Genomic DNA, 24,758 nt, shown 5'->3' on the forward strand with positions numbered 1-24,758 from the left:
TTTTAGGAATTTTTTGTACGTTTTTATTTGTTAAATTAGTTGCTCAAAAACTAACGAAATCATAACTAAAACTGCTGTGAGCAATTAAAACTAACCAATATGAAAAAAATAAAATTATCTTTACCTCTAATTGTCCTATTGTATACTGCTCTTGTTGGGTGCAAAAATGATACTAAATTAGAACCTCAAGTAAAAACTTCTGATTTAGAGTTAACTGCTTTAATAACAAAACAAGTTGATAGCCTCTATTCAGTATATGAAAGATTTGATTACGATTGGATTGAATTTTTTGCTGATGACTATACAGCAATTTATCCAAATTCACCAATAAAACAGATGACTAAAGATTCATTAAAGGCTCAATGGAAAAGAATTTATAACAAATTTGATGTAAAACTTCTCCATCGTGGTAAGCCAACTATTATACCATCTGAAGACATGGCTATTTCCTATAATACATACAATGAAATTTTCATTAACAAAAAAACCTCAGACACAATAAAAAATGTTGGAACCTATATTATAAATTGGAAAAAACAACCAGATAATTCTTGGAAAATAGTATTTGAAACATTACAAAATCATTAAAAACTGTACACAATAGAATCTATTGTCTTATTTGATAAAAATGGATTTTCAAGTGACGAAAAATATTTTTTTAAAATGGAATATAAAAATTGTTGGTGCTTGGGGTAAAAGCAAGCATACACTAAATGAACCAAGTTTTGAAAAAGTAAAAGGCGTGTGGAAATACTAGCATGAAAGCGGTAAACTTGCATTAGAAGGAAACTTTTTGTTTTAATTAAGGTAAAAATGCAGATATATTGAAGTTTAGAATATTAAATCTATTTTGTCAATAATAAGATGAAAATTGTTTCGTTGTTAAAAAATAGTATCTTTGTAAATAGGTTGAGAAACCAAAGTTATAGAATTACGTTATAAACCCCTCTGAATGAAAAGTAAGTTTAACATATTAATGTTAGGGTTTTGTTTTATGCTAAATAGTTTTAAAGCATTTGCAATATCAGATCCCCCAGTTCCAATGGGGCCTGGTCATCCTGGGCTTCCAATAGGGGGGCTACTTCCTTATTTAATAATTTCAGGTGTGTTTTATGGTATTCATGAGTTAAGAAAAAAAAGGGACTAACTATTTTTCTAACAATCGAGCAACATATTTTCCTATAACATCAAATTCTAAGTTCACTTCTGTTCCAATTTTAAAAGTATAAAAGTTGGTATTTTCAAATGTATAAGGAATTATAGCTACTGAAAACCCATTTTTTTTAGAATCCACAACAGTTAAACTAACTCCATTTAAAGTAATGGAACCTTTTTCAATGGTAATATTATTTAAATTTGTATCATATTCAAAGCTAAAAACCCAGCTTCCATCTTCTTCAATAATATTTGTACAAGTGGCAGTTTGATCCACATGACCTTGAACAATATGGCCATCCAATCTAGCACCTAAAATCATTGCGCGCTCTAAATTAATAACATCTCCAATTTTTAAGTGTTTTAAGTTAGATTTTTCAAGAGTTTCTTTTATGGCAGTTACAGTGTATGTGTTATTTAAAATTTTAACAATGGTTAAGCAAACACCATTATGTGCAACACTCTGGTCAATTTTTAATTCAGATGTAAAATCGCTTTCAATTGTAATGTGAAAATTTTCACCTTCCTCCACAATATTTTTTACCGTTCCTAATTTTTCTATTATACCTGTAAACATACTTTTTTCAATTTAATTGATTACTTTTGAAGTCTCAAAATTAAGCATAATAAACTTTTTTTATGGATAAATCTGAAAAAATTAAATTAGGAATTTCTATTGGAGATTTTAATGGTATAGGGATAGAAATTATCTTAAAAACATTTTTAGATAAACGAATGTTAGATTTTTGTACTCCAATAATTTTTGGGTCAACTAAATTAATAACTAGTTATAAAAAAAATACTAACATTAATGTACTATTTAATGGTATTAAACAAGTAGATAAAGCTATTCAAGGTAAAATTAATATTGTTAACCTTTGGAAAGAAGATATTGATGTTGAATTAGGGAAACCAACAAAACAGTCTGGTAAATATGCATTTCTTTCTTTAGAGGCTGCTACTGAGGCTTTAAATAATGGAAGTATAGATGTATTGGTAACAGCTCCAATTAATAAAGATAATATACAGTCTGAAAATTTTAAATTCCCAGGGCATACCGAGTATTTAGAATCGAAAATTGAAGGAGATAGTTTAATGATTTTAATGACCAATAAAATTAGAATTGGATTAATTACAGGTCATATTCCAGTTTCTAAAATTTCAGAAAATATCACACCAGATTTAATCAAACAAAAAGTAGCTATTTTATATACTGCTTTAAAACAAGACTTTGCAATTCAAAAACCCAAAATAGCTATTTTAGGATTAAATCCACATTGTGGAGACCACGGAGTTATTGGTTTGGAAGATGATGAAATAATTAAGCCTACAATTTTAGAAATTCAAGAAGAAGGTAAATTAGTTTATGGTCCATATGCCGCAGATAGTTTTTTTGGTTCAGAAAATTATAAAAATTTTGATGCAATTTTAGCAATGTATCATGATCAAGGATTGGCACCGTTTAAAACACTCTCATTTGGTGAGGGCGTAAATTATACAGCAGGGTTAGCAAAAATAAGAACCTCACCAGATCACGGAACAGCTTATGAGCTGGCAGGAAAAGGGCAAGCCAGTATTAATTCTTTTAAAGAAGCGGTTTTTAGCGCTATTCAAATTTTTAGAACAAGAGAAGAATATAAAAGTTTGACAGAAAACACTTTAAAAACAACCCATCAAAAATAAAAAGAATAAAAATTAAGAATTTATTTTAAAATAATAGGTATATTTTTATATCTTTGCACGCTCAAATTGAAGTTCGAAATGAAAGATTTAAAAGAATTTGAAATTTCTTTTGTTGGTTTAAAAGAAGGAGTACATCATTTTGAATATATAATTGAGAAAGAGTTCTTTGATTTTTTTGAGTACGAAGAATTTTACAATTCAAATGTAAAAATAGATTTGTCTTTTTTAAAAAAAGCTACGATGTTTGAATTAGAGTTTTCTATTTTAGGATGGGTTGAAGTTGCTTGTGATTTAACAAATGAATTATTTCAACTACCAATAAATTCTAAAATGGATTTAATTGTGAAGTTTGGTGATGAATATAATGATGAAAATGAAGAATTATTAATCATACCCCATACAGATTATAAACTGAATGTAGCACAATTTATTTATGAAACAATTGTTTTGTCAGTACCATTAAAAAAGATTCACCCAGGAGTTGCAGATGGGACTCTAAAATCGGAAGTACTAGAGAAGTTAAAAGAATTTGAAATAAAAGAAGAAGTTGAAAAACAAACACCTGATGAAAACATCAATGAAACTATTGATCCAAGGTGGAATAAATTAAAAGATATACTAATAGACAAAAATAAGAGTAATGGCACATCCTAAAAGAAAAATATCAAAAACTAGAAGAGATAAAAGAAGAACTCATTATAAAGCAGTAGCTCCTCAAGTGGCTATTGATCCAACAACAGGAGAAGCTCATTTATACCACAGAGCCCACTGGCATGAAGGAAAACTTTATTACAGAGGTCAAATAGTTATTGATTCTGAAGAACTTCAAGCTTAAATTCAAAAGATTTAAAAATAAAAAAACTCTCATTTTTGAGGGTTTTTTTTATTTTTTACAGTGATTTTAGCTAAAAAGTGATAAAAATCGCTTATAATTAAAAATAATTTTCATTACTTTGAACCTCTTTTTTGATTAAAAGAAAACCAATTATGACAAAAATTACCGCAGCAATAACCGCCGTTGGCAAGTATCTTCCTGAAGATATTTTATCTAATGAAATGTTAGAAAAAATGGTTGATACAAATGACGAATGGATTTTTACTAGAACAGGAATTAAAGAGCGAAGAATATTAAAAGGAGAAGGTAAAGGAACTTCTTTTATGGCTATAAAAGCAGCCCAAGAACTTATAGAAAAGAAAAAACTGAATCCCAAAGAAATTGAGTTAGTAATTGTTGCAACTGCTACCCCAGATATGCAAGCAGCAGCTACAGCAGCTTATGTGGCAACTCAAATTGGAGCAGTAAATGCATTTGGTTTTGATTTAGAAGCTGCTTGTTCAAGTTTTTTATATGGAATGTCTGTAGCTTCTAAGTATATTGAATCTGGAAAATACAAAAAAGTATTATTGATAGGTGCAGATAAGTGCTCTTCGATGATAGATTATACAGACAGAGCAACCTGTATAATATTTGGAGATGGAGCTGGAGCTGTTTTATTTGAACCAAATACAGAAGGATTAGGATTGCAAGATGAATATTTAAGGAGCGATGGGTCTGGAAGAGAATTTCTTCAAGTAAAATCTAGTGGGTCAATGTACCCAGTTACAAAAGAAACTCTAGAAAATAGAGAGAACTTTGTTTTTCAAGACGGTAAAACAGTATTTAAAAATGCTGTTTTTAACATGGCAGATGTGGCAGTAAAAATATTAGAAAGAAATAATTTAACTAAAGAAGATGTTTCATGGTTGGCAGCTCACCAAGCTAATAAGCGGATTATTGAAGCAACAGCCAATAGAATAAAATTAGAAAGCTCAAAAGTAATGATGAATATTGAAAAGTATGGAAACACTACTTCTGCAACATTACCATTACTATTAGCAGACTATGAAGAACAACTAAAAAAAGGAGACACTATAATTTTTGCAGCATTTGGAGGGGGGTTCACTTGGGGATCAATATACTTCAAATGGGCTTATAATTCATAATAAATTAACAACTAAAACTAAATGAATATGGAATTAAAAGATATTCAAAATTTGATAAAATTTGTTGCTAAATCTGGCGCAAGTGAAGTAAAGTTAGAAATGGAAGATATAAAAATCACCATTAAAACTGGATCAGAAAAAACGGAAACAACAATTGTACAACAGGCTCCTATGGGGATGCCTCAGATGCAAATACCTAGTCAAGCAGCAGCAACATCGTCAGTTGAAACTCATGTAGCCGGAACAGAAAAGAAAGATGAAGCTTCAAATTATATTGAAATAAAATCACCAATTATTGGAACGTTTTATAGAAAACCATCTCCGGACAAACCAGTTTTTGTTGAAGTAGGTGATACTGTTAGTCCTGATACAGTTGTTTGTATTGTTGAAGCAATGAAGCTTTTTAATGAAATTGAATCTGAAGTTTCAGGAAAAATAGTTAAAATACTGGTAGAAGATGGTACTCCAATTGAATTTGGACAACCATTATTTTTAGTAGATCCTTCATAAAACAATTTCAATTTTCATATTCAATAAAATCAAGTTGAGATTATTGAATTGAATAAAATTACGCATTATGTTTAAAAAGATATTAATTGCCAATAGAGGTGAGATAGCATTACGTGTTATTAGAACTTGTAGAGAAATAGGAGTAAAAACAGTTGCAGTTTATTCAACTGCTGATGCTGAAAGTTTACATGTGCGCTTTGCGGATGAAGCAGTATGTATTGGACCACCTCCAAGTAGTGAGTCTTACTTAAAAATGTCAGCAATTTTAGCTGCGGCTGAAATTACCAATGCCGATGCAATACATCCAGGATATGGCTTTTTAGCTGAAAATGCTAAATTTTCTAAACTTTGCGAAGAACACGGCATAAAATTTATTGGTGCTTCTGCAGATATGATTAGCAAAATGGGAGATAAAGCATCAGCTCGTGCAACAATGAAAGCTGCAGAAGTTCCTACAATACCTGGCTCAGATGGTATTTTAGAAACTTTTGAAGAAGCTGAAAAATTAGCGGATGAAATGAAATACCCTGTAATGCTCAAAGCAACTGCAGGTGGTGGAGGTAAAGGAATGAGAGCAGTATGGAAAAAGGAGAAATTAAAAGACGCTTGGGATTCTGCTCGTCATGAAGCTGCTGCAGCATTTGGAAATGATGGTATGTACATGGAAAAATTAATTGAAGAACCAAGACATATTGAAATTCAAGTTATTGGTGATTCATTTGGAAAAGCCTGTCATTTATCTGAAAGAGATTGTTCAATTCAACGTCGTCATCAAAAGTTAACTGAAGAGGCGCCATCACCATTTATGACCCCTCAGTTAAGAAAAAAGATGGGAGAAGCTGCTGTAAAAGCTGCAGAATATATTTCATATGAAGGCGCAGGTACAGTAGAGTTTTTAGTAGATAAACACAGAAATTTCTACTTTATGGAGATGAATACTCGTATACAAGTAGAGCACCCAATTACAGAGCAGGTTATAGATTATGATTTAATTTATGAGCAAATAAAAGTGGCAGCAGGCATCCCTATTTCAGGAAAGAACTATATGCCAAAATTACATTCTATTGAGTGTAGAATAAATGCAGAAGACCCATATAATGATTTTAGACCTTCTCCTGGTAAAATAACGACTTTACATACACCAGGAGGTCATGGAGTAAGAGTTGATACTCACGTTTACGCTGGTTATTCAATCCCGCCTAATTATGATTCTATGATTGCAAAATTAATAACGACTGCTCAAACAAGAGAAGAAGCTATTAATAAAATGAAAAGAGCATTAGATGAATTTATAATTGAAGGAGTTAAAACAACTATTCCATTTCATAGGCAATTAATGGATCATCCAGATTATATAGCAGGGAATTATACTACTAAATTTATGGAAGACTTTAAAATACAGCTAGAGGAATAGAGTAGTAGTGTTTCAAATTAAAATTAAAATAAAGGATATGAGAACTCATATCCTTTATTTTTTTAAATTTACTTTCAATTAGAAATCTTATGAAGCAAAAAGAGTTGCATATTGATGGTATAGATAAGGTAATTTTAAAGCATTTAATGAAAGATGCTCGTACACCTATCTTAGGAATTGCTCGTGAAATAGGAATCTCTGGAGCAGCTATTCATCAGCGATTAAGAAAGTTAGAATCTGTTGGACTTATAGCAGGTTCAAAATTTATAATAAACCCTAAAGTTTTAGGGTATAAAACTTTAGCCTTTGTTGGAATATTCTTGGATGCAGCAAGTAAATATTCAGCTGCAATTAAAAGATTGAAAGAGATTCCAGAAGTAATAGAAAGTCATTATACAACAGGTAACTATGCAATTTTTATTAAAATTTTATGCCGTGATAACGAACATTTAATGCATCTGTTAAATCAAGACATTCAATCTATCAAAGGAGTTGCAAGAACAGAAACTTTTATATCCTTAGACCAACAAATAGACAGACAGATTAATTTATAAAAAAAACCAGTTTAAACTGGTTTTTTTTATAAATTAATCTCTAGAGCCTAAAATTCTAAACCCCCAATATAATAACATTGCTAATGATCCTAATGCTGCCACTAAATAGGTTCTGGCAGCCCACTTAAGAGCATCTTTAGCCCCATCTTGTTCACTATTGGTAAGCATATTATTAGTTTTTAGCCAAGCTAGCGCTCTATTACTTGCATCGTATTCAACAGGTAGCGTTATAAAACTAAACAGTGTTGCAATAGCCATCATAACAAGTCCAGCAACAGCAATTAAAAATCCAATTCCAGTTGTTCCAGAAGCAGCCCCTAATAAAATACCTCCAATTACTAACCATAATGAAAATTTTGAAGTAACACTTACAACAGGAACAATTTTAGAGCGCATAGTTAACCATTGGTATGCTTGAGCGTGTTGTACTGCATGACCAACTTCATGAGAAGCTACTGCAGCAGCAGAAGCATTTCTTTGGTTGTAAACAGCCTCACTTAAATTTACAGTCTTGTTAACAGGGTTGTAATGGTCTGTTAATTGACCAGGTGTAGAAATAATCTTCACGTCAAAAATACCATTGTCATGTAGCATTTTTTCGGCAATTTCTCTTCCAGTTAATCCATTTTGTAACTGTACTTTTGAATAGTGTTTAAATTTGTTTTTTAATTGCTGACTAACTAGCCAACTAATTAATGAAATTCCTCCAATTATAATATAATATCCAATCATAAATTTCTTCTTTAGTTTATGTTTTTAATTTTGGTAAATTTACATCATAAATTATTCCAAAAAAAAGGAACAGACAAAATGACAAAAACGCCAAACATTCTTTTAATTTATACTGGTGGAACTATTGGTATGGTTAAAGATTACAAAACTGGAGCACTAAGAACGTTCAATTTTGATAAATTGTTAAAACATATTCCCGAAATAAATCATTTAAAATGTACCATTAGCAGTGTTTCTTTGAGTGAGCCAATAGATTCTTCCAATATGAATCCTGATAATTGGGTGTTAATTGCTGAAATTATTGAAGAAAATTATGAAGCTTATGATGGTTTTGTGGTTTTACATGGCTCTGATACGATGTCTTATACAGCTTCGGTAATAAGTTTTATGTTAGAAAATCTTTCAAAGCCCATTATTTTTACAGGTTCACAATTACCTATAGGTGATTTAAGAACAGATGCTAAAGAAAATTTAATTACTTCAATTGAAATAGCTGCTTCTCAAGATAAAAATAAACCAGTTATTTCGGAAGTATGCTTGTACTTCGAATATAAATTATACAGAGCTAATAGAACAATAAAAATAAATGCAGAACATTTTGAGGCATTTACTTCGCCTAACTATCCAGCTATTGGTGAAAGTGGAGTTCATTTGAAATTTAACAAACAATTGATATATAAATCTAAAAGTAGTAAACCTTTAAAAGTTAGAAAAAAATTAGACAATAATATTGTTGTTTTAAAGATTTTTCCCGGAATTACAAAATTAGTTGTTGAAAGTATATTATCAATAAAAAATTTAAAAGGAGTTATTTTAGAAACTTATGGTTCTGGAAACGCCCCAACTGAAAAGTGGTTTGTAAACTTGTTAAAAGCAGCAATTAAAAATGGTATCCACATTGTGAATGTAACTCAATGCGCTGGAGGAAGTGTAATTATGGGACAATATGAAACCAGTGTTGAGCTGGAAAAAATAGGAATTATAAGTGGGAATGATATTACAACAGAATCAGCCATAGCAAAGCTTATGTACTTATTGGGGGAAAATATTCCAAAAAAGAAGTTTAAATCTATTTTTGAAACAGAGTTAAGGGGTGAAATGACAACTGCAGAGTGATTTTTTTTTAATTATTTAAGAAATAACGTAATTAATATTTAATAAAACATCTGATAGTAGAAGTATTTTTATTGATATTTTAAAAAAAATCAATTTCTAAAAAAATAATTTAAAGTGCTTATAAAATTTTCAGAATTCAACATTTTTTTGTTACTTGCCATTCGCAAAAGATGTCGAGGATTGGAGTTATAAGAAAGTTTACAACTTTAGAGTTTTCTCTCCAATAGACAAATTTGTTTTAAAAATATTTTATATTTAACCCGTAAAAAATTAATAAATTAACTATTACACGATGAAAAGAGTATTTACTATCCTTGCAATTACAGGATTACTATTATTTGGAGCAGCACCTAAAGCAATTGCACAAGATGCAGCTAACACTGAACAAGTTGCAGATGATGCAGCTGAAGCAAAAACATTTCACCAAGAATTAAAGCAACGTTTTATTGAAGGTGGACCATTCTTTATGGGAATTGTATTAGTAGCCTTAATTTTAGGATTAGCTATTGCAATTGAAAGAATTATTTACTTGAATATGGCAACTACTAACACAAAAAAATTAGTAAATAAAGTGGATGATGCATTAGCATCTGGTGGTGTAGAAGCAGCTAAAGAGGTTTGTAGAAATACAAAAGGGCCTGTAGCATCTATTTTTTATCAAGGTTTAGATAGAATGGACGAAGGTGTAGATGCAGCTGAAAAAGCAGTTGTTGGATACGGTGGAGTTCAAATGGGATTATTAGAAAAGAATATTTCTTGGTTATCTTTATTTATTGCATTAGCACCAATGCTTGGTTTCATGGGAACTGTAATTGGTATGATTAAAGCCTTTGACTCTATTCAAGCAGCTGGTGATATTTCTCCAACAGTAGTAGCAGGAGGTATTAAAGTAGCGTTATTAACTACAGTATTTGGTTTAGTTGTTGCAATTATTCTTCAAATATTTTATAACTATATTATTTCTAAAGTAGATAGTATTGTTAACAATATGGAGGATGCATCAATATCACTTGTTGACCTTTTGGTTAAACATAAAAAATAATAACAATTATGAATAAGAATTTATCAAAAATATTAACACTAATTGCAGGACTAATTGGGGCTATAGGGTTTGTTTTCTTCATAAGAGTTATTATGGCTGGAGATGATGCTATTGAGAACGATGCTGCTGTTCAAGCAAGTATTGTATCTCCTTTTGTCCTTTTTGCAGAAGTAGTGTTAATAGCAACAGCAATAATTGCTGTTATATTTTCAGTAGTGAATTTGCTAAAAAACCCACAAGTTTTAAAAAGATCGTTAATTGCCGTAGGTGTGCTAATAGTATTTTTAGTAATAGCATATTCAATATCTTCTGATGCAGCTGTTACAGATACAGTTGGAAAAGTATTAGAAGATGGTGAAGCAGGAAGTGTTTCAAAATGGGTAAGTACTGGAATTAACTTTAGTGCAATTTTAGGTATTATTGGTTTTGGAGCCTTTTTTATTGACTTTGTAAGATCACTTGTAAAATAAACGAATTATGGCAAGAAGAGAAAATTCAGAAATAAATGCTGGTTCAATGGCAGACATTGCGTTCTTGCTTTTAATATTTTTCTTAGTGACAACTACGATGGATGTGGACTCTGGAATTGCACGTAAGCTGCCAGAAAAAAGTGAAGATACACCTGAAGTAACTATAAAAGAGAAAAACGTTTTAGATATTGTTGTTAACCGTAACAATCAACTTTTAGTTGAAAACGAATATGTTCAGGTTGCAGACATCAGACGTTTGGCTATGGAGTTTATTGATAATGGTGGAGGTTTGTCAGCACCAAAAGATGATCAACCAGGTAAACCTTGTGATTATTGTAATGGAGCTAAAGATCCAGAATCTTCAGATCACCCAACTAAAGCAATAATATCTTTACAAAGCGATAGAGGTACAACTTATGGAATGTACGTGTCTATTCAAAATGAAATTGAAGCGGCATATAATGAGTTGAGAAATAAATTATCATTACAAAAGTATAAAAGACGTTATGATGATTTATTGAAGGACTATAAAGACAATCCTACTGAGAATTTAAAAGTAAAAATTGATTTTTTGAAGGATAGTTATCCTCAAATAATTACAGAACCTGAACCAATTAAATAATATCAGATATGAGTAAGTTTAAAAAGAAGAAAAAAGGGTTACCTGCAATTTCTACGGCATCTTTACCTGATATTGTATTTATGTTGCTATTCTTTTTTATGGTTTCAACTACAATGAGAGAGACTGATTTATTAATTAAAAAGCCAGTTCTTCCTACAGCTAGTGAAGTAAAAAAATTAGAGCATAAAAGTTTGGTAAGTACTATTTATGTTGGTAAATCAAAAGATACAAGAATATCTGGAGATAAAATTCAAGTAAATGATAAAATTATAGATGTAAATGACATCCCAAATTTTATATTTGCAGAAAGAGCTTTAAGAAAAGAAGAAGAAGTTAAATTTATGACTACTTCAATTAAAGCTGATAAAGAAGCCAATGTGGGTACCATTCTTGATATTAAAGAACAATTAAGAGATATCAATGCTTTAAAAGTTAGTTTTTCTACCACTAAAGGTAACAATATTAAAAGTAACTATTAAAAGCAAAGTTAACTTTATATAACTAAAAAAGGCAATCAAAATACTTTTGATTGCCTTTTTTAGTTATATAAAGTATATTTGTTATTATGCGTAAATATCTATTACTATTTTTATTTTTTAGTAGCTTTTTAAAGTTACAGTCACAAGTAAAAAATGATACTATTGATTCTAGTTATTTAGAAGATCAAATTTATGTAGCATTGACTTATAATATATTATTTAATAAGCCAAATGGTATTGAGCAAAAAGGTTTTTCAGGAGGTTTTTCTATCGGTTTTATAAAAGATCTACCTTTCAATAAGCAGCGTAATTTAGGAATTGGTTTAGGAGTTGGTTATAACTATAATGCCTATATTCAAAACTTAAAAATAGTTGGTGATATTAATAAAACTTTATTTGAATTAGCTGAAAATTATTCGATTAATAGATTTGGGATTAGTTCTATTGAAATGCCATTTGAATTGCGTTGGAGAACTTCTACTGCTTCAAAATATAAATTTTGGAGAATTTATACGGGTGTTAAATTTTCGTATGCTTTAACTACTAAATCTAAATATAGTGACGAAAATAGTACAATTAGAACTAAAAATATCTCAGACTATAACAAATTTCAATATGGATTAGTTTTTTCAGGAGGTTATAGTAATTGGAATTTATACTTGTATTATGGATTAAAGCCTCTATTTGAAAATAATGTTACGTTTGATAATCAAAAGTTGATGTTGAATGAATTTAATCTAGGATTGAAATTTTATATAATGTAAATTGTATAAGCTAAAAACTGACTTATTAAACCTAAAGTAAACCCCCAAAAAACTTCACTAAATTTATGCGCTTTTAACCTAAGTCGGGCAGTAGATATTAGTCCTGCTAAAATAAAAAAGATAGAAATTATAATTAATAAGTTCAACTTGTAATGATAGCTAAAGTATATTAAAAAACCTATCAGCCCAGCAATAGCAGAAGAATGTAGGCTTATTTTGATTTTTAGAAATAATAAAATATAAGATATGATTAAGCTTAGGCCATAACCAAAAAATAGTAAGGTAAGTAAATTAACAATAGTCAATTTATATAACCAGTTTCCAATAATATAGGATAATGCAATAAAAAGAAGTGTTGGAAATTTACGCTCTTCAATGCTAGTCATATGGTAACTCTTTATCATTCCAAACCTTTTTATGGTGTACAAAAAGATAATAGGAAATAAATAGGTTCCAATAAAAATTACTGATAAAATGGTGTATTCTTGTAGCTTAAATATATGCCTTGGAACAAATAGGAAGTACAATAAAGCTCCAATAATTGGAAAATTAATAGGGTGAAAAAAATAAGAGATAAATTTAGATATTTTCATAACTTTTATAATTCCTTTATATCATTTTTTTTCTTAATCTTGCAACAGGAATATCTAATTGTTCTCTATATTTAGCAATAGTTCTTCTAGCTATAGGGTAACCTTTTTCTTTTAAAATAGCAGCAAGCTTATCATCAGTTAAGGGCTTCTTTTTATCTTCTTCCTTAATGACATTTTCTAGTATAGTTTTTATTTCTTTAGTAGAAACGTCTTCTCCTTGTTCGTTTTTCATAGATTCAGAGAAGAATTCTTTGATTAATTTAGTACCATAAGGTGTTGATACGTATTTGCTGTTAGCTACTCTTGAAACAGTTGAAACATCCATATTAATTACATCTGCAACATCTTTTAAAATCATTGGTTTTAACTTACGTTCATCACCAGATAAAAAATAATCCTTTTGATGTTGCATAATAGCATCCATAGTTAAAAGCAATGTTTGCTGGCGTTGTTTTATTGCATCTATAAACCATTTTGCAGCATCAAGTTTTTGCTTAATAAATGTAACAGCGTCTTTTTGTGATTTAGATTTATCTTTGGAATCTTTATAACCTCTCATCAAATTGTTATATTCTTGAGAAACATGTAATTCGGGAGCATTTCTTGAGTTTAAGGTAAGTTCTAATTCACTTTCAATAATTCTAATAGTAAAATCAGGAACAATTTGTTCGGCAATTTTATTATTACCAACGTACGAACCTCCAGGTTTTGGGTTTAATTTTTCAATTTGATGAATAGCTTCTTTTAATTCACTTTCTTTAATATGATGTTTTTGTAATAATTTGGAATAGTGTTTTTTAACAAATGAATCGAATGAATTTTCTAAAATGTTAATTGCTAAATTTATGCTTGGTTTCTCGTCTTTTCTTTTTAGTTGAATTAGTAAGCATTCTTTTAAATCTCTTGCACCAACACCAGCAGGATCTAATTGTTGAACTTTTTGTAATAATCGTTCTAATTCTTCTTCGGTTGTAAAAATATTTTGAGTAAATGCTAAATCATCTAAAATATCAAGTAAACTTCTTCTTATATAGCCGCTTTCATCTATGCTACCAATTAAAAACTCTACAATGGCTTCTTCTCCCTCGGTTAAACGGTAAGTGTTCATTTGAGTTTTTAAATGCTGCGTAAATGAAGTTCCTGAAGCATAAGGGATATTTTTATCCTCATCATCAGAAGAGTAATTATTAGATTGTGTTTTGTAGCTAGGAATTTCATCATCACTTAAATATTCATCAATATTAATATCTTCTGTATTTATGTTTTCATTTCCAGAGTCGTCAAATTCATCATTTAATTGAGCGTTTTCAAATTCATCAACACTAGTTTCTTTGCCACTTTCTAACGCAGGGTTTTCTTCTAATTCTTGCTTTAATTTTTGTTCAAATGCTTGTGTAGGCAATTGAATCAATTTCATTAATTGAATTTGCTGAGGAGATAATTTTTGTAATAATTTATATTGTAAACTTTGTTTAAGCATGTATTAAATTGAAATAGCTTTTGATAAAAATACAAAAAAACTTATTATGAAAAATAATAAGTTTTTTAACGTTTTATTTAAAATTCTGCGTTTTGTGGTGTACGAGGATAAGGGATTACATCTCGTATATTTCCCATTCCTGTTGCAAATTGAACCAAGCGTTCAAAACCTAATCCAAAACCACTGTGAACTGCAGTTCCAAATTTTCGAGTGTCTAAATACCACCATAGTTCTTTTTCATCAATATTTAGAGCTGCAATTTTTTGTTTTAAGACATCTAAACGCTCTTCACGTTGGCTACCTCCAACAATTTCACCTATTCCAGGGAATAAAACATCCATAGCTCTTACCGTTTTACCATCATCGTTTAAACGCATATAAAAAGCTTTAATATTTGCTGGATAATCAAATAAAATAACAGGACATTTAAAGTGTTTTTCTACAAGGAATCTTTCATGCTCACTTTGTAAATCTGCTCCCCATTCATTTATTATATATTGAAATTTTTTCTTTTTGTTTGGTTTACAATTTCTTAAAATATCAATAGCTTCGGTATAACTTACTCGTTTAAAATTGTTTTCTACTACAAACTGTAACTTTTCTAATAAGGACATTTCACTTCTTTGTGCAGCGGGTTTTCCTTTTTCTTCGTCTAAAAGTCTGTTGTTTAAGAAAGCCAAATCATCTTTACAATTTTCTAGAACATAAGAAATAACCGATTTAATAAAATCTTCGGCTAAATCCATATTATCATCTAAATTGTTAAAAGCTACTTCAGGTTCAATCATCCAAAATTCAGCTAAATGTCTAGTTGTATTTGAATTTTCAGCTCTAAAAGTAGGTCCAAAAGTATATACTTTTCCTAAAGCCATGGCGTAGGTTTCAGCTTCAAGTTGACCAGAAACGGTTAAATTTGTTTCTTTTCCGAAAAAATCTTTGGAGTAGTCAACCTTTCCATCTTCGTTTTTTGGCAAATTATTTTTATCTAGGGTTGTTACATTGAACATTTCTCCTGCTCCTTCAGCATCAGAACCTGTAATGATTGGTGCATGAAAGTTGTAAAAACCATTTTCTGTAAAATATTTGTGTACTGCAAATGAAAGGGCAGAACGTAAACGCATAACTGCACTAAATGTATTAGTTCTAATACGTAGATGGGCATTTTCGCGTAAAAACTCGAAACTGTGCTTTTTGGGTTGTATTGGATATTCTTCAGGATTAGAATCTCCTAAAATCTCTATATCAGATACTTGAATTTCTACACTTTGCCCCTTTCCTAAGCTTTCATTTAAGGTTCCTTTTATTGCTATAGCAGCACCTGTAGTGATGCGCTTTAAAATACTTTCATCGGTATTTTCAAAGTCAACAACACATTGTATATTATTAATAGTTGAACCATCATTTAAAGCTATAAAGCGGTTTGCTCTAAAAGTTTTAACCCAACCTTTAATTTGTATTTCTTGTAAAAAATTTTTTGAACTTAAAAGTTCAGCAACATTGGTTCTCATTATAATCAAATTTTTAAGAACTGCAAAGATACATGAACTAATGAAAGTTGGAAAGTCTAACCTTTGAAAGTTTACTTGTTTTGTTATAATTAGTTATCTCCGTTTTCTTCTGGTGTAAGGATGTCTAATGTAGGTTCTTTAAATGTTTTTTTATTGGCAATTGTTTTTTCCAATGAAAGCAATAAAGAAGGTAATAATAATAAATTAGAAACCATAGCAAATAATAAAGTAACGGAAACTAATCCACCTAGTGCAATGGTGCCTCCAAAACTCGAAACTGTAAATACTAAAAAGCCAAAAAACAGCACTATTGAGGTATAAAACATACTTACGCCCGTTTCTCTTAGGGCTGCATATACGGATTGTTTAATTCTCCAATTATTAGCTTTTAATTCTTGTCTATATTTTGCTAAAAAATGAATAGTATCATCAACTGAAATTCCAAAGGCAATACTAAATACCAAAATAGTTGAAGGTTTTATTGGGATACCTAAATACCCCATTAAGCCAGCCGTAATTAACAGAGGAAATATATTTGGTACTAATGAAATTAAGATCATTCGGAATGATCTAAATAAAAAAGCCATAAAAATGGCAATTAATAAAATTGCTAGAGATAATGATACAACAAGATTATTAATTAAAAAATTAGTACCTTTTAAAAATACGAGCGCTTTTCCAGTCATAGCAACATCGTATTTTTCTTTTGGAAATTCTTTCTCAATTTTTTGTTGAATACGTTCTTCAATAACCTCCATTTTATCAGTTCCAATGTCTTTCATAAAGGTGGTAATTCTTGCGTAACGACCCGTAGAATCTACAAAATTATCTAGTAGTTCAGAGTTGTCAGTAGAATTTTTAGTATATGATAAAATCCAATTTTTTTCTTGATTGTTAGGAAGTTGATAGTATTTTGGCTTACCGCTATAAAATGCTTGTTTTGAGTATTTTACAAGGTTTAGAACTGAAATGGATTTAGATAATTGTGGAATTTCATCTATGGTTTCATCAAGTTTATCCATTCTTTTTAAGGTGGATAAATTCATTACACCATTTTCTTTCTTAGTATCAATAATTATTTCTAAAGGCATAATGCCTCCAAATTCATTTTCAAAGAAAACAATGTCTTTAAAAAACTGTTTTCCTTTTGGCATGTCTTCAATAATACTACCAGAAACGCGAATCATATAAACACCAATCATACTTGCTATAATCAATACGATAGTACTTGCATAAACTGCAAATCGATGATTTTTTACAATGGACTCCATCCAACTTACAATGGCATCAATCCATTTTCTTTCTAAATGTTTTAGGTGTTTTTCTTTTGGTAGAGGCATAAAACTATACATGATAGGAATTATCAGTAATGCCAGAATAAATATTCCTAAAATATTAATAGAAGCTATGATTCCAAATTCTTTTAATAATTGACTTTTGGTAAAAATGAATGTTGCAAAACCTGAAGCTGTAGTTACATTTGTCATTAATGTAGCATTACCAATTTTAGTAATTACACGTTGTAATGATTTTGCCTGATTGCCATGTTTTTTAACTTCTTGTTGATATTTATTAATTAAAAAGATAGCATTTGGAACTCCAATCACAATTATTAATGGTGGAATTAAAGCCATTAAAACTGAAATTTCATACCTAAATAAACCAATAAAACCAAATGCCCATATAACGCCAATACTAACAACCAATAAAGTAATAAAAGTTGCCCTAATTGACCTAAAAAAGAAAAAGAAAATAAGAGCGGTTATTCCTAGCGCTAATACTACAAAAATACCAATTTCATCAATAATATTTTGGGAGTTCATGGTGCGTATGTAGGGCATTCCTGATACTCTAATATCAATATTATTGTCAAGTTCAAATTTTTCAATTTCAGGGTTTAAAACATTAAAAATAAAATCTTTTCGAGCTGGAGTATTAACGATTTCTTTTTTTAGATAAACAACTGTTCTAATGGTGCCACTTTTTTTGTTGAATAAAAAATTATCAAAAAAAGGTAAGTTTTCAAAAAGCTCTGTTTTAATTTTTAATACTTCTTCAATAGTTTCTGGAGTTTTATTGTATAGGGGTTCTACATCAAATTTTTGAGCTTCTTGGTTTTTCTTTAATTTTTTAATGTCTCCAATAGCTATCGTAAAATCGATTTCTGGAAAACTGTCAAATTTTTTTGATAAATTATTCCAAGCATTAAATTTTTGTGGGGTAAATACTGTAGAATCTGAAGTAGCTAGAATGATTAAATTTCCTTCTTCTCCAAATAATTCTAAGAATTTATCGTATTCAATATTTATTTTATGATCTTTAGGAAGTAAATTTGCTTCTGTATAAGAAAAACGCATGTACTGCATTTGAGAAGCTAAAAAGTAGGTGAAGGCCGCAATTAGAACTAATACAACATATCTTCCTTTTAAAATTAGTCTAGAAACCCTTGTCCAAAAATTCATTCAAAAAAATTTTCGCAAAGGTAACAAAATAGTTTTGGTTTTAATGAATTGATTATTAAAATCCAAGGTTAAGTTTAAAAGTAAGTTTTAATGCTAAATTATCACTCCATACAGGATTTTTATAAGGGCCATATCTGTAAAAAGCACTTAATCCAAGCCCTTTAAATAGGCTGTTTATTTCAAGTCCACTTTCAAAATAGCCTTTATTCATTTTTTTAAACGCCAGTCCGTTATGATATTCTAAATTATCAATATCGCCTATAGCAGCTCTTGTTGCAAATGAAATTTGAGGTTTAAATTTTGGACTAATTTTAAAGAGTTTCAGATTGTGAGAAATATGTATTGCAGCAAATCTATCAGAAATAAACTCGTTATATCCCATAGTTTCAAAACTATTTTTACCAGCAAAGGTGATTCTTTTTATCCACGGATTTTTATAGGTATAATTAGGTGTTGCATTAAATAAATGGGTAATTGGCGCATCGCCAATTACAATTCCACCTTCAATTAAAATGTTAGTTGTTGCTTTACGTAAACGCTTAATTTTATGAAAAATTCTAGCATTTATTTGTGTGAAATTAAAATCGCTTTCAAAAATATTTTCAAAACTTTTAGTGACTTGAAATGTGAATTGTGGATATTCTTTTTTAATGGTTAATTTCCCTAAAGGGGAATTCATATATTCACTTTTTGGATTGTATTGAAAGCCTATTGATGCTGTTGTTAACGAATAATTGACTAAATTTTTGGAAGGCGAGTTGAATTGGTAATTAAAAACTGGAAGATAATCTCCAGTACTTAGTTGTATTTTTGTCTCTAAATTAGGTTGAATGTCGTGCGTTAAAAATGTATTTATGGTTTTATAATTATAAAACTCTGAAATGTTTAAATTTCTTGGATTTACTGGGGAAAATGAGGTGTTTTTGGCTATAAAATCTAATGAAGCTGCTTCTTTTAAATCGTTGGTAAAATTGCCTCCTATCCAAGTGTTTGTGTTTTTATTCAATCTACTTGATATGCCCAAACTGTACTTAAAATCTTTATCTTTTGTACCATAGGCTATATAAGATTCAATTTTAAAAGTATTAGAAAAATTTGGATTGGTTTCTCCACCAAATCCAATTCGTAAACCTTCGTAATTGTTTAAATTAATTATTTTCCCAAGATTTAAATTGATATATTTAGTGGGGTAGTATCCATTTAAAATATTTCGAACAATACTTATTTTTTTCTCAATACCTTCACTTTTTGCTACACTATCTAAAAAAATATAGGTAGATTTCCCTCTATCCGTTAAACTATCCGTTCTATAGTTGTTCCAAAACTCTTTAGATTGCTTATGAGCATTGTCATTAAACTGAATAGTGGCAGAAGATCCTTTTACAATTACTGGAACATTAATTTTAATATTAGAGTTCAGCGACTTTGAAATAAAATAGGTAATATCTGAAGGATTATTAGTTTTTGATGTTTGTATTGAATCGTTTTTTTTATCGGTTTCAAATTTTACGGTTCCTCCAAACAAATTTATGTTTTCATTAGTATCACCTTTTCTTAAAACGATTTCCATTTCGTTAGGAAACCAAATATTATATTTTTTTTGAAATTGATAATTTTGAGTTGCTTTGATATTCACAACTCCTTTTAATTCGGCAATAGCTTTTGTAATTGCAAAATTTTTGTTGTCTATAAATAAAACACCTTCTAAACCAGCTTTTGGTTGCTTTTTTTTAGGTTTAAAATAAATTAAAATTGAATGCCCAATTTCATTTTTTACAGTATCTAAAATTTTGTAATTATAGTATTTTAAAGCTTGCTTAGCAATGGGGTTTTTATATTTTGTTCCAGCAACGGTATAGTATTCATTGTAAAATGAAAAATCTTGAAATGTTACTGCTAAAAACTCATAAATTGGTTGTTGTAAACCTGCCATTCTTGAAGCAACTACTATTTCTTTTTTCTTTTTGCCTTTTTGAAATTGAAACTCAGAAATTTTTTCAGAAATATATAAATGTTTCGTTTTTATTTCTTTTTTAAACTCATAATTAGTAGAATCAAGTTTAAGAAACTTTTTTTTGCCTTTTTGTAAGATAAAAACAGAATCAATTTTGTCACTAATTGAATCTGGATCTGCTGTTACTAAAGTTTTATTATAGGCATTAAATTTGAAGGAGTTTAATGCGGTTTCAATATTATTTTTAGGCTTATTATTGATGGTATTTCTAATAATTTTAAGTGCCGGATTTTCTTTGGCTGTAATTAGCACTTCTTTTAAATTTTCAACACTAGGGACTAATTTAACAGTTATAAACTTATTGTTTTTAGCAATTGGTAGGGTTACCGAAGAGTAGCCGATATAAGAAATAGTTATTTGATGAAATGGTTGTTTTGTGCGAATTTGAAACCTCCCATCAACATTTGTTAATGTTCCAAAATTAGTATTGGTAGTTATTGTAGCAAATGGAAGCGGATTTTTAGAATTGTTATCAATAATTATTCCTTGAATTTGAGTTTGAGAAAAAGAGAATAATGGAATTAATAACAATAAAAAATGTATTTTTTTCATCTAAAAACGTACTTATTAGAGTCGCAAATATAAGAGAATAAAAAAGCACTCAATTGAGTGCTTCCTTTTTTTTGATAAGTTTAACTATAAAATATAATTATACTTTCATAATTTCTTGATCTTTAATTTTATAGTGCTCGTCTACAATCTCAATATATTTATCGGTAAGATTTTGAATATCAACTTCAGCATTTGTTTTCATATCTTCAGAAGCATCAGTTTTTTTAATCTCATTCATTGCTTCTCTTCGATCATTTCTAATACTCACTTTAGCAGTTTCAGCTTCAGCTTTTGCTTGTTTAGAAAGTTGTTTACGTCTTTCTTCGGTTAAAACAGGAACATTTATAATAACCATTTCACCATTGTTCATAGGGTTGAATCCTAAATTAGCAATCATAATTGCTTTTTCAATTTCATGAAGCATATTTTTTTCCCAAGGTTGAACAGTAATGGTATGTGCATCCATAGTTCCTACATTGGCAACTTGAGAAAGAGGTGTTTGAGCCCCATAATAGTCCACAGTTACACTGCCTAACATTGCAGGGCTAGCTTTTCCTGCTCTAATGTTTTTAAATTCTTTTTCTAAGTGAGTAATGGCCTTGGCCATTAGTTCTTTGGTACTATCTATAATAAAGTTTAATTCTTCATTCATAATTGAAAAATTTAAATTATACGATTTATTTATCAACTATTGTTCCAATATTTTCACCAGAAATTACTTTTTCAAGATTTCCTTTGGTATTCATATCAAAAACTACAATAGGTAGGTTGTTTTCTTGGCTTAATGCAAATGCTGTCATATCCATTACTTTAAGACCCTTGTTCATTACGTCTTTATAAGTAATAGAGTCAAATTTGCTAGCATCTTTGTTTTTTTCAGGATCTGAAGTATAAATTCCATCTACACGAGTTCCTTTTAAAATAACATCAGCATCAATTTCTATAGCACGAAGTACAGCCGCAGTATCTGTTGTAAAATAAGGGTTACCAGTTCCACCACCAAAAATAACTACACGTCCTTTTTCTAAGTGACGAACAGCTCTTCTTTTAATAAAAGGTTCAGCAATTTGTTCCATTTTTATGGCAGTAAGTAATCGAGTTTGTAATCCAGCATCTTCAAGAGCACTTTGTAAAGCTAAACCATTAATTACGGTAGCAAGCATTCCCATATAATCTCCTTGAACTCTATCCATCCCATTACTAGCTCCAGAAACACCTCTAAAAATATTTCCTCCACCAATAACAATAGCAACTTCAATCCCTTTTTCTACTATTTTTTGAATTTCACTAGCATACTCAGCTAAACGTGTTGGGTCAATACCGTATTGACGGTCTCCCATCAGTGCTTCTCCACTTAATTTTAAAAGTATTCTTTTATAAGCCATAAGTTTTTTAAAAGTTATGCAAATATAAGAAATACTTTAGAAGTTTATAATGATTGTTAATGTTGAATTTTTGATTTTTAATCCAATTTTACAGCATCGTAATAATTTATTCTTTAGATTTTTTATAATTGGTAAATAAATAGTCCTTAACTTGAATACATTTCAATTAATAGAAGAATGAGTTTTTTCTTGTGCTATTTTAATAATAATACCTTTTAAATGCTTCTAAAGCAGCGTAATCAGCTAAACCAAGTTGATGATATTTTACGGCAGTTTCATTATTTCTTTCTTCTGCTCTTACCCAAAATTCTCTAGTATCATTTCCTTGAAACATTACCCCATCTTTTTGTGATTGATGATAAAATATAGCTCTTCTTTTTCTTAAAACTTGATCGGGACTCATAGGAACAGCCATATCTATTTGATCAATATCCCATTCATGCCAAGCACCTCTGTATAACCATACCCAACAATCATCCATATAACCATTAGGTTTTAATTTTTCCAAAGCAGCAAAAATGGCATCTAAACAAACTTTATGTGTGCCATGAGGATCTGCTAAATCACCTGCTGCATAAATTTGGTGTGGTTTTGTTTCACTTATCAAATCTGCAACTATATCAATATCAACTTTTGAAATAGGGTTCTTTTTAATAGTTCCTGTTTCATAAAATGGTAAATTTAAAAAGTGTACATTTTTATCTGGAACACCTAAAAATCTTGTTGCAGCAAAAGATTCTCTTTTTCTGATAAGTCCTTTTAGTTTTCTAACTTCAATAACATCTTCTATATCACCTTTTTTAGAATTTAGTCCCTTAATAACTAAATCAATTTCGACATCGTTAGGAGTCATATCTTTAATTACTTCAGCATATTTTAAGGCTTCATGGTCAGAAACTGCAATATTTCCAGAAGTTTGGTAAGCAATATGTACTTCATGTCCTTGTTCAACTAATCTATCAAAAGTACCTCCCATTGAAATTACATCATCATCAGGATGTGGGCTGAAAATTAGCACTCTTTTTTTATGTGGATTTGCTCTTTCTGGTCTAGAAGAATCATCTGCATCAGGTTTTCCTCCAGGCCAACCTGTAATTGTATGCTGTAATTTGTTAAACATTTTGATGTTTATGTCATAAGCTGATCCTTCTTGAACAAGAAGACTTGACATTCCATTATCATTATAATCTTTATCTGTAAGTTTTAAGATAGATTTTTTTGTTAAATCACACAACCAAACAATGGCTTTACTAATTAATTGATCACTCCAAATACAAGGGCCAACTAACCAAGGTGTTTTTATTCTTGTCAATTCTTGAGAGGCTTCATCGTTTAATATAAACGTAACATTGTTATGTTCTTGTAAATAAGATGCTGGCACATCAGGTGTTATATCGCCTTCAATCGTTTTTTTAACTATAGAAGCTTTATTGTGTCCCCAAGCTAATAAAATAATTCTTTTAGCTTTTTTTACAGTACCAATACCCATAGTTATCGCTTTTTTAGGCACTTTGTCTATTCCTAAAAAAGAGGTAGCAGCATCTACTCTTGTTAAATGGTCTAAAGTAATACTTCTTGTGCCCGAATTGTAATGTGATCCAGGTTCATTAAAACCAATATGACCAGTTCTACCGATACCTAAAAGTTGAAAATCTAAACCTCCATATTCTTTAATTTTTAAATCGTAATCAATACAATATTGATGTAGCTCTTCGGTTGAAATCGTTCCACTTGGAATATTTATATTTTCAGGATCAATGTCAATATGATTAAATAAATGTTGGTGCATAAAATAGTAGTAACTATGTACACTACTTTTATCCATCGGATAATATTCGTCTAAGTTAAATGTTACTACATTTTTAAAACTTAAACCTTCTTCGTTATGCATTCTAACTAATTCTTCATAAACTTTTATTGGCGAAGAACCCGTTGCCAGTCCAAGTATACAAAGCTCATTTTTAACCTGTTTACTTTTAATTAAATCTGCAATTTCTTGGGCTACACAAATAGAACCATTCACAGAATTAGCAAAAACTATATTATGGATTTTTTCAAATCTAGTTTCTTCAAATTGACCTGAAGGTTGATGTTTAATGCTGGTTTTAGTTAAAGTTTGATTTTTCATACTTTTATAATTGATAATTAAGTAAAATTATCAATTAATAATGATTGCTTATTAATTTTTTCGACCAAGAGCAATGGAATAGCTGTTAAAAACAACATGAAATTTTACGAAC

25 protein-coding genes are annotated in these 24,758 nt (G+C 29.7%); 15 read left to right on the plus strand and 10 right to left on the minus strand.

Features of this window, described 5'->3' with window-relative positions; translation table 11 throughout:
- Nucleotides 1–99 precede the first annotated feature (99 nt).
- Together ACFQZW_RS00405 and ACFQZW_RS00410 are read left to right on the plus strand one after the other, a co-directional pair.
- Complete coding sequence (locus tag ACFQZW_RS00405) at nucleotides 100–588, plus strand: YybH family protein (protein ID WP_298264698.1); 489 nt, start codon at nucleotides 100–102, stop codon at nucleotides 586–588.
- 364 nt (nucleotides 589–952) lie between these two features.
- Nucleotides 953–1,147, plus strand: coding sequence for a hypothetical protein (locus ACFQZW_RS00410; protein ID WP_386781267.1), 195 nt, complete (start codon nucleotides 953–955; stop codon nucleotides 1,145–1,147).
- On the opposite strand, the gene ACFQZW_RS00415 is transcribed toward ACFQZW_RS00410, so the two are convergent.
- Nucleotides 1,148–1,732, minus strand: a complete 585-nt coding sequence (locus tag ACFQZW_RS00415) for a riboflavin synthase (RefSeq protein WP_298264702.1) — start codon at nucleotides 1,730–1,732, stop codon at nucleotides 1,148–1,150.
- A 62-nt stretch (nucleotides 1,733–1,794) separates the two neighbouring features.
- Between ACFQZW_RS00415 and pdxA the strand changes: the two genes are divergently transcribed.
- From pdxA to ACFQZW_RS00450, 7 genes are all read left to right on the plus strand, one after another.
- Entirely contained in the window at nucleotides 1,795–2,838 is a 1,044-nt protein-coding gene (gene pdxA, locus ACFQZW_RS00420) for a 4-hydroxythreonine-4-phosphate dehydrogenase PdxA (protein ID WP_372802515.1), read from the plus strand.
- A gap of 78 nt (nucleotides 2,839–2,916) precedes the next feature.
- Nucleotides 2,917–3,492 (plus strand): YceD family protein, encoded by a 576-nt coding sequence (locus ACFQZW_RS00425; protein WP_386781268.1) that lies wholly within the window; start codon nucleotides 2,917–2,919, stop codon nucleotides 3,490–3,492.
- The gene (gene rpmF, locus ACFQZW_RS00430; protein WP_298264706.1) at nucleotides 3,479–3,673 is read left to right on the plus strand and encodes a 50S ribosomal protein L32; all 195 of its coding nucleotides are present in this window, start codon (nucleotides 3,479–3,481) and stop codon (nucleotides 3,671–3,673) included. The genes ACFQZW_RS00425 and rpmF overlap by 14 nt, the downstream gene beginning before the upstream one ends.
- Nucleotides 3,674–3,825: 152 nt before the next feature.
- On the plus strand, nucleotides 3,826–4,821 hold the full coding sequence (locus tag ACFQZW_RS00435; protein WP_298264707.1) for a beta-ketoacyl-ACP synthase III: 996 nt from the start codon (nucleotides 3,826–3,828) through the stop codon (nucleotides 4,819–4,821).
- Between the two features lie 27 nt (nucleotides 4,822–4,848).
- Nucleotides 4,849–5,331 (plus strand): acetyl-CoA carboxylase biotin carboxyl carrier protein, encoded by a 483-nt coding sequence (accB, locus tag ACFQZW_RS00440; RefSeq protein ID WP_298264709.1) that lies wholly within the window; start codon nucleotides 4,849–4,851, stop codon nucleotides 5,329–5,331.
- A gap of 67 nt (nucleotides 5,332–5,398) precedes the next feature.
- A complete protein-coding gene (gene accC, locus ACFQZW_RS00445) occupies nucleotides 5,399–6,745 on the plus strand; it encodes an acetyl-CoA carboxylase biotin carboxylase subunit (RefSeq protein ID WP_298264711.1) in 1,347 nt (448 codons plus the stop codon).
- 89 nt (nucleotides 6,746–6,834) lie between these two features.
- The gene (locus ACFQZW_RS00450) at nucleotides 6,835–7,299 is read left to right on the plus strand and encodes an Lrp/AsnC ligand binding domain-containing protein (protein ID WP_298264712.1); all 465 of its coding nucleotides are present in this window, start codon (nucleotides 6,835–6,837) and stop codon (nucleotides 7,297–7,299) included.
- Nucleotides 7,300–7,332: 33 nt separating this feature from the next.
- Here ACFQZW_RS00450 and ACFQZW_RS00455 read toward each other — a convergent pair whose 3' ends face one another.
- Nucleotides 7,333–8,031, minus strand: a complete 699-nt coding sequence (locus tag ACFQZW_RS00455) for a zinc metallopeptidase (RefSeq protein ID WP_372802491.1) — start codon at nucleotides 8,029–8,031, stop codon at nucleotides 7,333–7,335.
- A 78-nt stretch (nucleotides 8,032–8,109) separates the two neighbouring features.
- Here ACFQZW_RS00455 and ACFQZW_RS00460 point away from each other — a divergent pair, with 78 nt between their 5' ends.
- The 6 genes from ACFQZW_RS00460 (at nucleotide 8,110) to ACFQZW_RS00485 (ending at nucleotide 12,524) form a co-directional block, all read left to right on the plus strand.
- A complete protein-coding gene (locus ACFQZW_RS00460) occupies nucleotides 8,110–9,147 on the plus strand; it encodes an asparaginase (protein ID WP_298264715.1) in 1,038 nt (345 codons plus the stop codon).
- Between the two features lie 292 nt (nucleotides 9,148–9,439).
- Nucleotides 9,440–10,189: a MotA/TolQ/ExbB proton channel family protein gene (locus tag ACFQZW_RS00465; RefSeq protein WP_298264716.1), complete on the plus strand. Its 750-nt coding sequence runs from the start codon at nucleotides 9,440–9,442 to the stop codon at nucleotides 10,187–10,189.
- 8 nt (nucleotides 10,190–10,197) lie between these two features.
- Nucleotides 10,198–10,659, plus strand: coding sequence for a hypothetical protein (locus ACFQZW_RS00470; RefSeq protein ID WP_298264717.1), 462 nt, complete (start codon nucleotides 10,198–10,200; stop codon nucleotides 10,657–10,659).
- A 7-nt stretch (nucleotides 10,660–10,666) separates the two neighbouring features.
- On the plus strand, nucleotides 10,667–11,281 hold the full coding sequence (locus tag ACFQZW_RS00475) for an ExbD/TolR family protein (RefSeq protein ID WP_298264719.1): 615 nt from the start codon (nucleotides 10,667–10,669) through the stop codon (nucleotides 11,279–11,281).
- Nucleotides 11,282–11,289: 8 nt separating this feature from the next.
- Nucleotides 11,290–11,760 (plus strand): ExbD/TolR family protein, encoded by a 471-nt coding sequence (locus tag ACFQZW_RS00480; protein ID WP_298264726.1) that lies wholly within the window; start codon nucleotides 11,290–11,292, stop codon nucleotides 11,758–11,760.
- 86 nt (nucleotides 11,761–11,846) lie between these two features.
- On the plus strand, nucleotides 11,847–12,524 hold the full coding sequence (locus ACFQZW_RS00485) for a porin family protein (protein ID WP_386781269.1): 678 nt from the start codon (nucleotides 11,847–11,849) through the stop codon (nucleotides 12,522–12,524).
- On the opposite strand, the gene ACFQZW_RS00490 is transcribed toward ACFQZW_RS00485, so the two are convergent.
- From ACFQZW_RS00490 to nagB, 8 genes are all read right to left on the minus strand, one after another.
- Nucleotides 12,512–13,117, minus strand: a complete 606-nt coding sequence (locus ACFQZW_RS00490; protein ID WP_298264729.1) for a hypothetical protein — start codon at nucleotides 13,115–13,117, stop codon at nucleotides 12,512–12,514. The genes ACFQZW_RS00485 and ACFQZW_RS00490 overlap by 13 nt on opposite strands.
- Before the next feature lie 16 nt (nucleotides 13,118–13,133).
- Nucleotides 13,134–14,597 (minus strand): RNA polymerase factor sigma-54, encoded by a 1,464-nt coding sequence (gene rpoN, locus ACFQZW_RS00495; protein ID WP_386781270.1) that lies wholly within the window; start codon nucleotides 14,595–14,597, stop codon nucleotides 13,134–13,136.
- A gap of 77 nt (nucleotides 14,598–14,674) precedes the next feature.
- On the minus strand, nucleotides 14,675–16,105 hold the full coding sequence (asnS, locus tag ACFQZW_RS00500; protein ID WP_386781271.1) for an asparagine--tRNA ligase: 1,431 nt from the start codon (nucleotides 16,103–16,105) through the stop codon (nucleotides 14,675–14,677).
- Between the two features lie 89 nt (nucleotides 16,106–16,194).
- Nucleotides 16,195–18,567: an efflux RND transporter permease subunit gene (locus ACFQZW_RS00505; RefSeq protein ID WP_298264733.1), complete on the minus strand. Its 2,373-nt coding sequence runs from the start codon at nucleotides 18,565–18,567 to the stop codon at nucleotides 16,195–16,197.
- Between the two features lie 55 nt (nucleotides 18,568–18,622).
- Nucleotides 18,623–21,133, minus strand: a complete 2,511-nt coding sequence (locus ACFQZW_RS00510; protein ID WP_386781272.1) for a DUF5686 and carboxypeptidase-like regulatory domain-containing protein — start codon at nucleotides 21,131–21,133, stop codon at nucleotides 18,623–18,625.
- 97 nt (nucleotides 21,134–21,230) lie between these two features.
- Nucleotides 21,231–21,785 (minus strand): ribosome recycling factor, encoded by a 555-nt coding sequence (gene frr, locus ACFQZW_RS00515; protein WP_298286722.1) that lies wholly within the window; start codon nucleotides 21,783–21,785, stop codon nucleotides 21,231–21,233.
- Between the two features lie 25 nt (nucleotides 21,786–21,810).
- Complete coding sequence (gene pyrH / locus ACFQZW_RS00520) at nucleotides 21,811–22,518, minus strand: UMP kinase (protein WP_298264737.1); 708 nt, start codon at nucleotides 22,516–22,518, stop codon at nucleotides 21,811–21,813.
- Between the two features lie 199 nt (nucleotides 22,519–22,717).
- Nucleotides 22,718–24,646: a glucosamine-6-phosphate deaminase gene (gene nagB, locus ACFQZW_RS00525; RefSeq protein ID WP_386781273.1), complete on the minus strand. Its 1,929-nt coding sequence runs from the start codon at nucleotides 24,644–24,646 to the stop codon at nucleotides 22,718–22,720.
- Nucleotides 24,647–24,758: the final 112 nt, after the last annotated feature.

The organism is Lutibacter aestuarii (genome assembly GCF_042676885.1).
Taxonomy (GTDB): Bacteria; Bacteroidota; Bacteroidia; order Flavobacteriales; family Flavobacteriaceae; genus Lutibacter; species Lutibacter aestuarii.

Bases quoted from the DNA above. Each gene is read 5' to 3' on its own strand.
- pyrH (WP_298264737.1), bottom strand. From the start codon at position 22,518: ATGGCTTATAAAAGAATACTTTTAAAATTAAGTGGAGAAGCACTGATG.
- ACFQZW_RS00450 (WP_298264712.1), top strand. From the start codon at position 6,835: ATGAAGCAAAAAGAGTTGCATATTGATGGTATAGATAAGGTAATTTTA.
- frr (WP_298286722.1), bottom strand. From the start codon at position 21,785: ATGAATGAAGAATTAAACTTTATTATAGATAGTACCAAAGAACTAATG.
- asnS (WP_386781271.1), bottom strand. From the start codon at position 16,105: ATGAGAACCAATGTTGCTGAACTTTTAAGTTCAAAAAATTTTTTACAA.
- ACFQZW_RS00405 (WP_298264698.1), top strand. From the start codon at position 100: ATGAAAAAAATAAAATTATCTTTACCTCTAATTGTCCTATTGTATACT.
- ACFQZW_RS00425 (WP_386781268.1), top strand. From the start codon at position 2,917: ATGAAAGATTTAAAAGAATTTGAAATTTCTTTTGTTGGTTTAAAAGAA.
- ACFQZW_RS00475 (WP_298264719.1), top strand. From the start codon at position 10,667: ATGGCAAGAAGAGAAAATTCAGAAATAAATGCTGGTTCAATGGCAGAC.
- ACFQZW_RS00465 (WP_298264716.1), top strand. From the start codon at position 9,440: ATGAAAAGAGTATTTACTATCCTTGCAATTACAGGATTACTATTATTT.
- nagB (WP_386781273.1), bottom strand. From the start codon at position 24,646: ATGAAAAATCAAACTTTAACTAAAACCAGCATTAAACATCAACCTTCA.
- ACFQZW_RS00485 (WP_386781269.1), top strand. From the start codon at position 11,847: ATGCGTAAATATCTATTACTATTTTTATTTTTTAGTAGCTTTTTAAAG.
- ACFQZW_RS00470 (WP_298264717.1), top strand. From the start codon at position 10,198: ATGAATAAGAATTTATCAAAAATATTAACACTAATTGCAGGACTAATT.
- rpmF (WP_298264706.1), top strand. From the start codon at position 3,479: ATGGCACATCCTAAAAGAAAAATATCAAAAACTAGAAGAGATAAAAGA.
- accB (WP_298264709.1), top strand. From the start codon at position 4,849: ATGGAATTAAAAGATATTCAAAATTTGATAAAATTTGTTGCTAAATCT.
- ACFQZW_RS00410 (WP_386781267.1), top strand. From the start codon at position 953: ATGAAAAGTAAGTTTAACATATTAATGTTAGGGTTTTGTTTTATGCTA.
- ACFQZW_RS00510 (WP_386781272.1), bottom strand. From the start codon at position 21,133: ATGAAAAAAATACATTTTTTATTGTTATTAATTCCATTATTCTCTTTT.
- rpoN (WP_386781270.1), bottom strand. From the start codon at position 14,597: ATGCTTAAACAAAGTTTACAATATAAATTATTACAAAAATTATCTCCT.
- ACFQZW_RS00435 (WP_298264707.1), top strand. From the start codon at position 3,826: ATGACAAAAATTACCGCAGCAATAACCGCCGTTGGCAAGTATCTTCCT.
- pdxA (WP_372802515.1), top strand. From the start codon at position 1,795: ATGGATAAATCTGAAAAAATTAAATTAGGAATTTCTATTGGAGATTTT.
- ACFQZW_RS00505 (WP_298264733.1), bottom strand. From the start codon at position 18,567: ATGAATTTTTGGACAAGGGTTTCTAGACTAATTTTAAAAGGAAGATAT.
- ACFQZW_RS00460 (WP_298264715.1), top strand. From the start codon at position 8,110: ATGACAAAAACGCCAAACATTCTTTTAATTTATACTGGTGGAACTATT.
- ACFQZW_RS00480 (WP_298264726.1), top strand. From the start codon at position 11,290: ATGAGTAAGTTTAAAAAGAAGAAAAAAGGGTTACCTGCAATTTCTACG.
- ACFQZW_RS00490 (WP_298264729.1), bottom strand. From the start codon at position 13,117: ATGAAAATATCTAAATTTATCTCTTATTTTTTTCACCCTATTAATTTT.
- accC (WP_298264711.1), top strand. From the start codon at position 5,399: ATGTTTAAAAAGATATTAATTGCCAATAGAGGTGAGATAGCATTACGT.
- ACFQZW_RS00415 (WP_298264702.1), bottom strand. From the start codon at position 1,732: ATGTTTACAGGTATAATAGAAAAATTAGGAACGGTAAAAAATATTGTG.
- ACFQZW_RS00455 (WP_372802491.1), bottom strand. From the start codon at position 8,031: ATGATTGGATATTATATTATAATTGGAGGAATTTCATTAATTAGTTGG.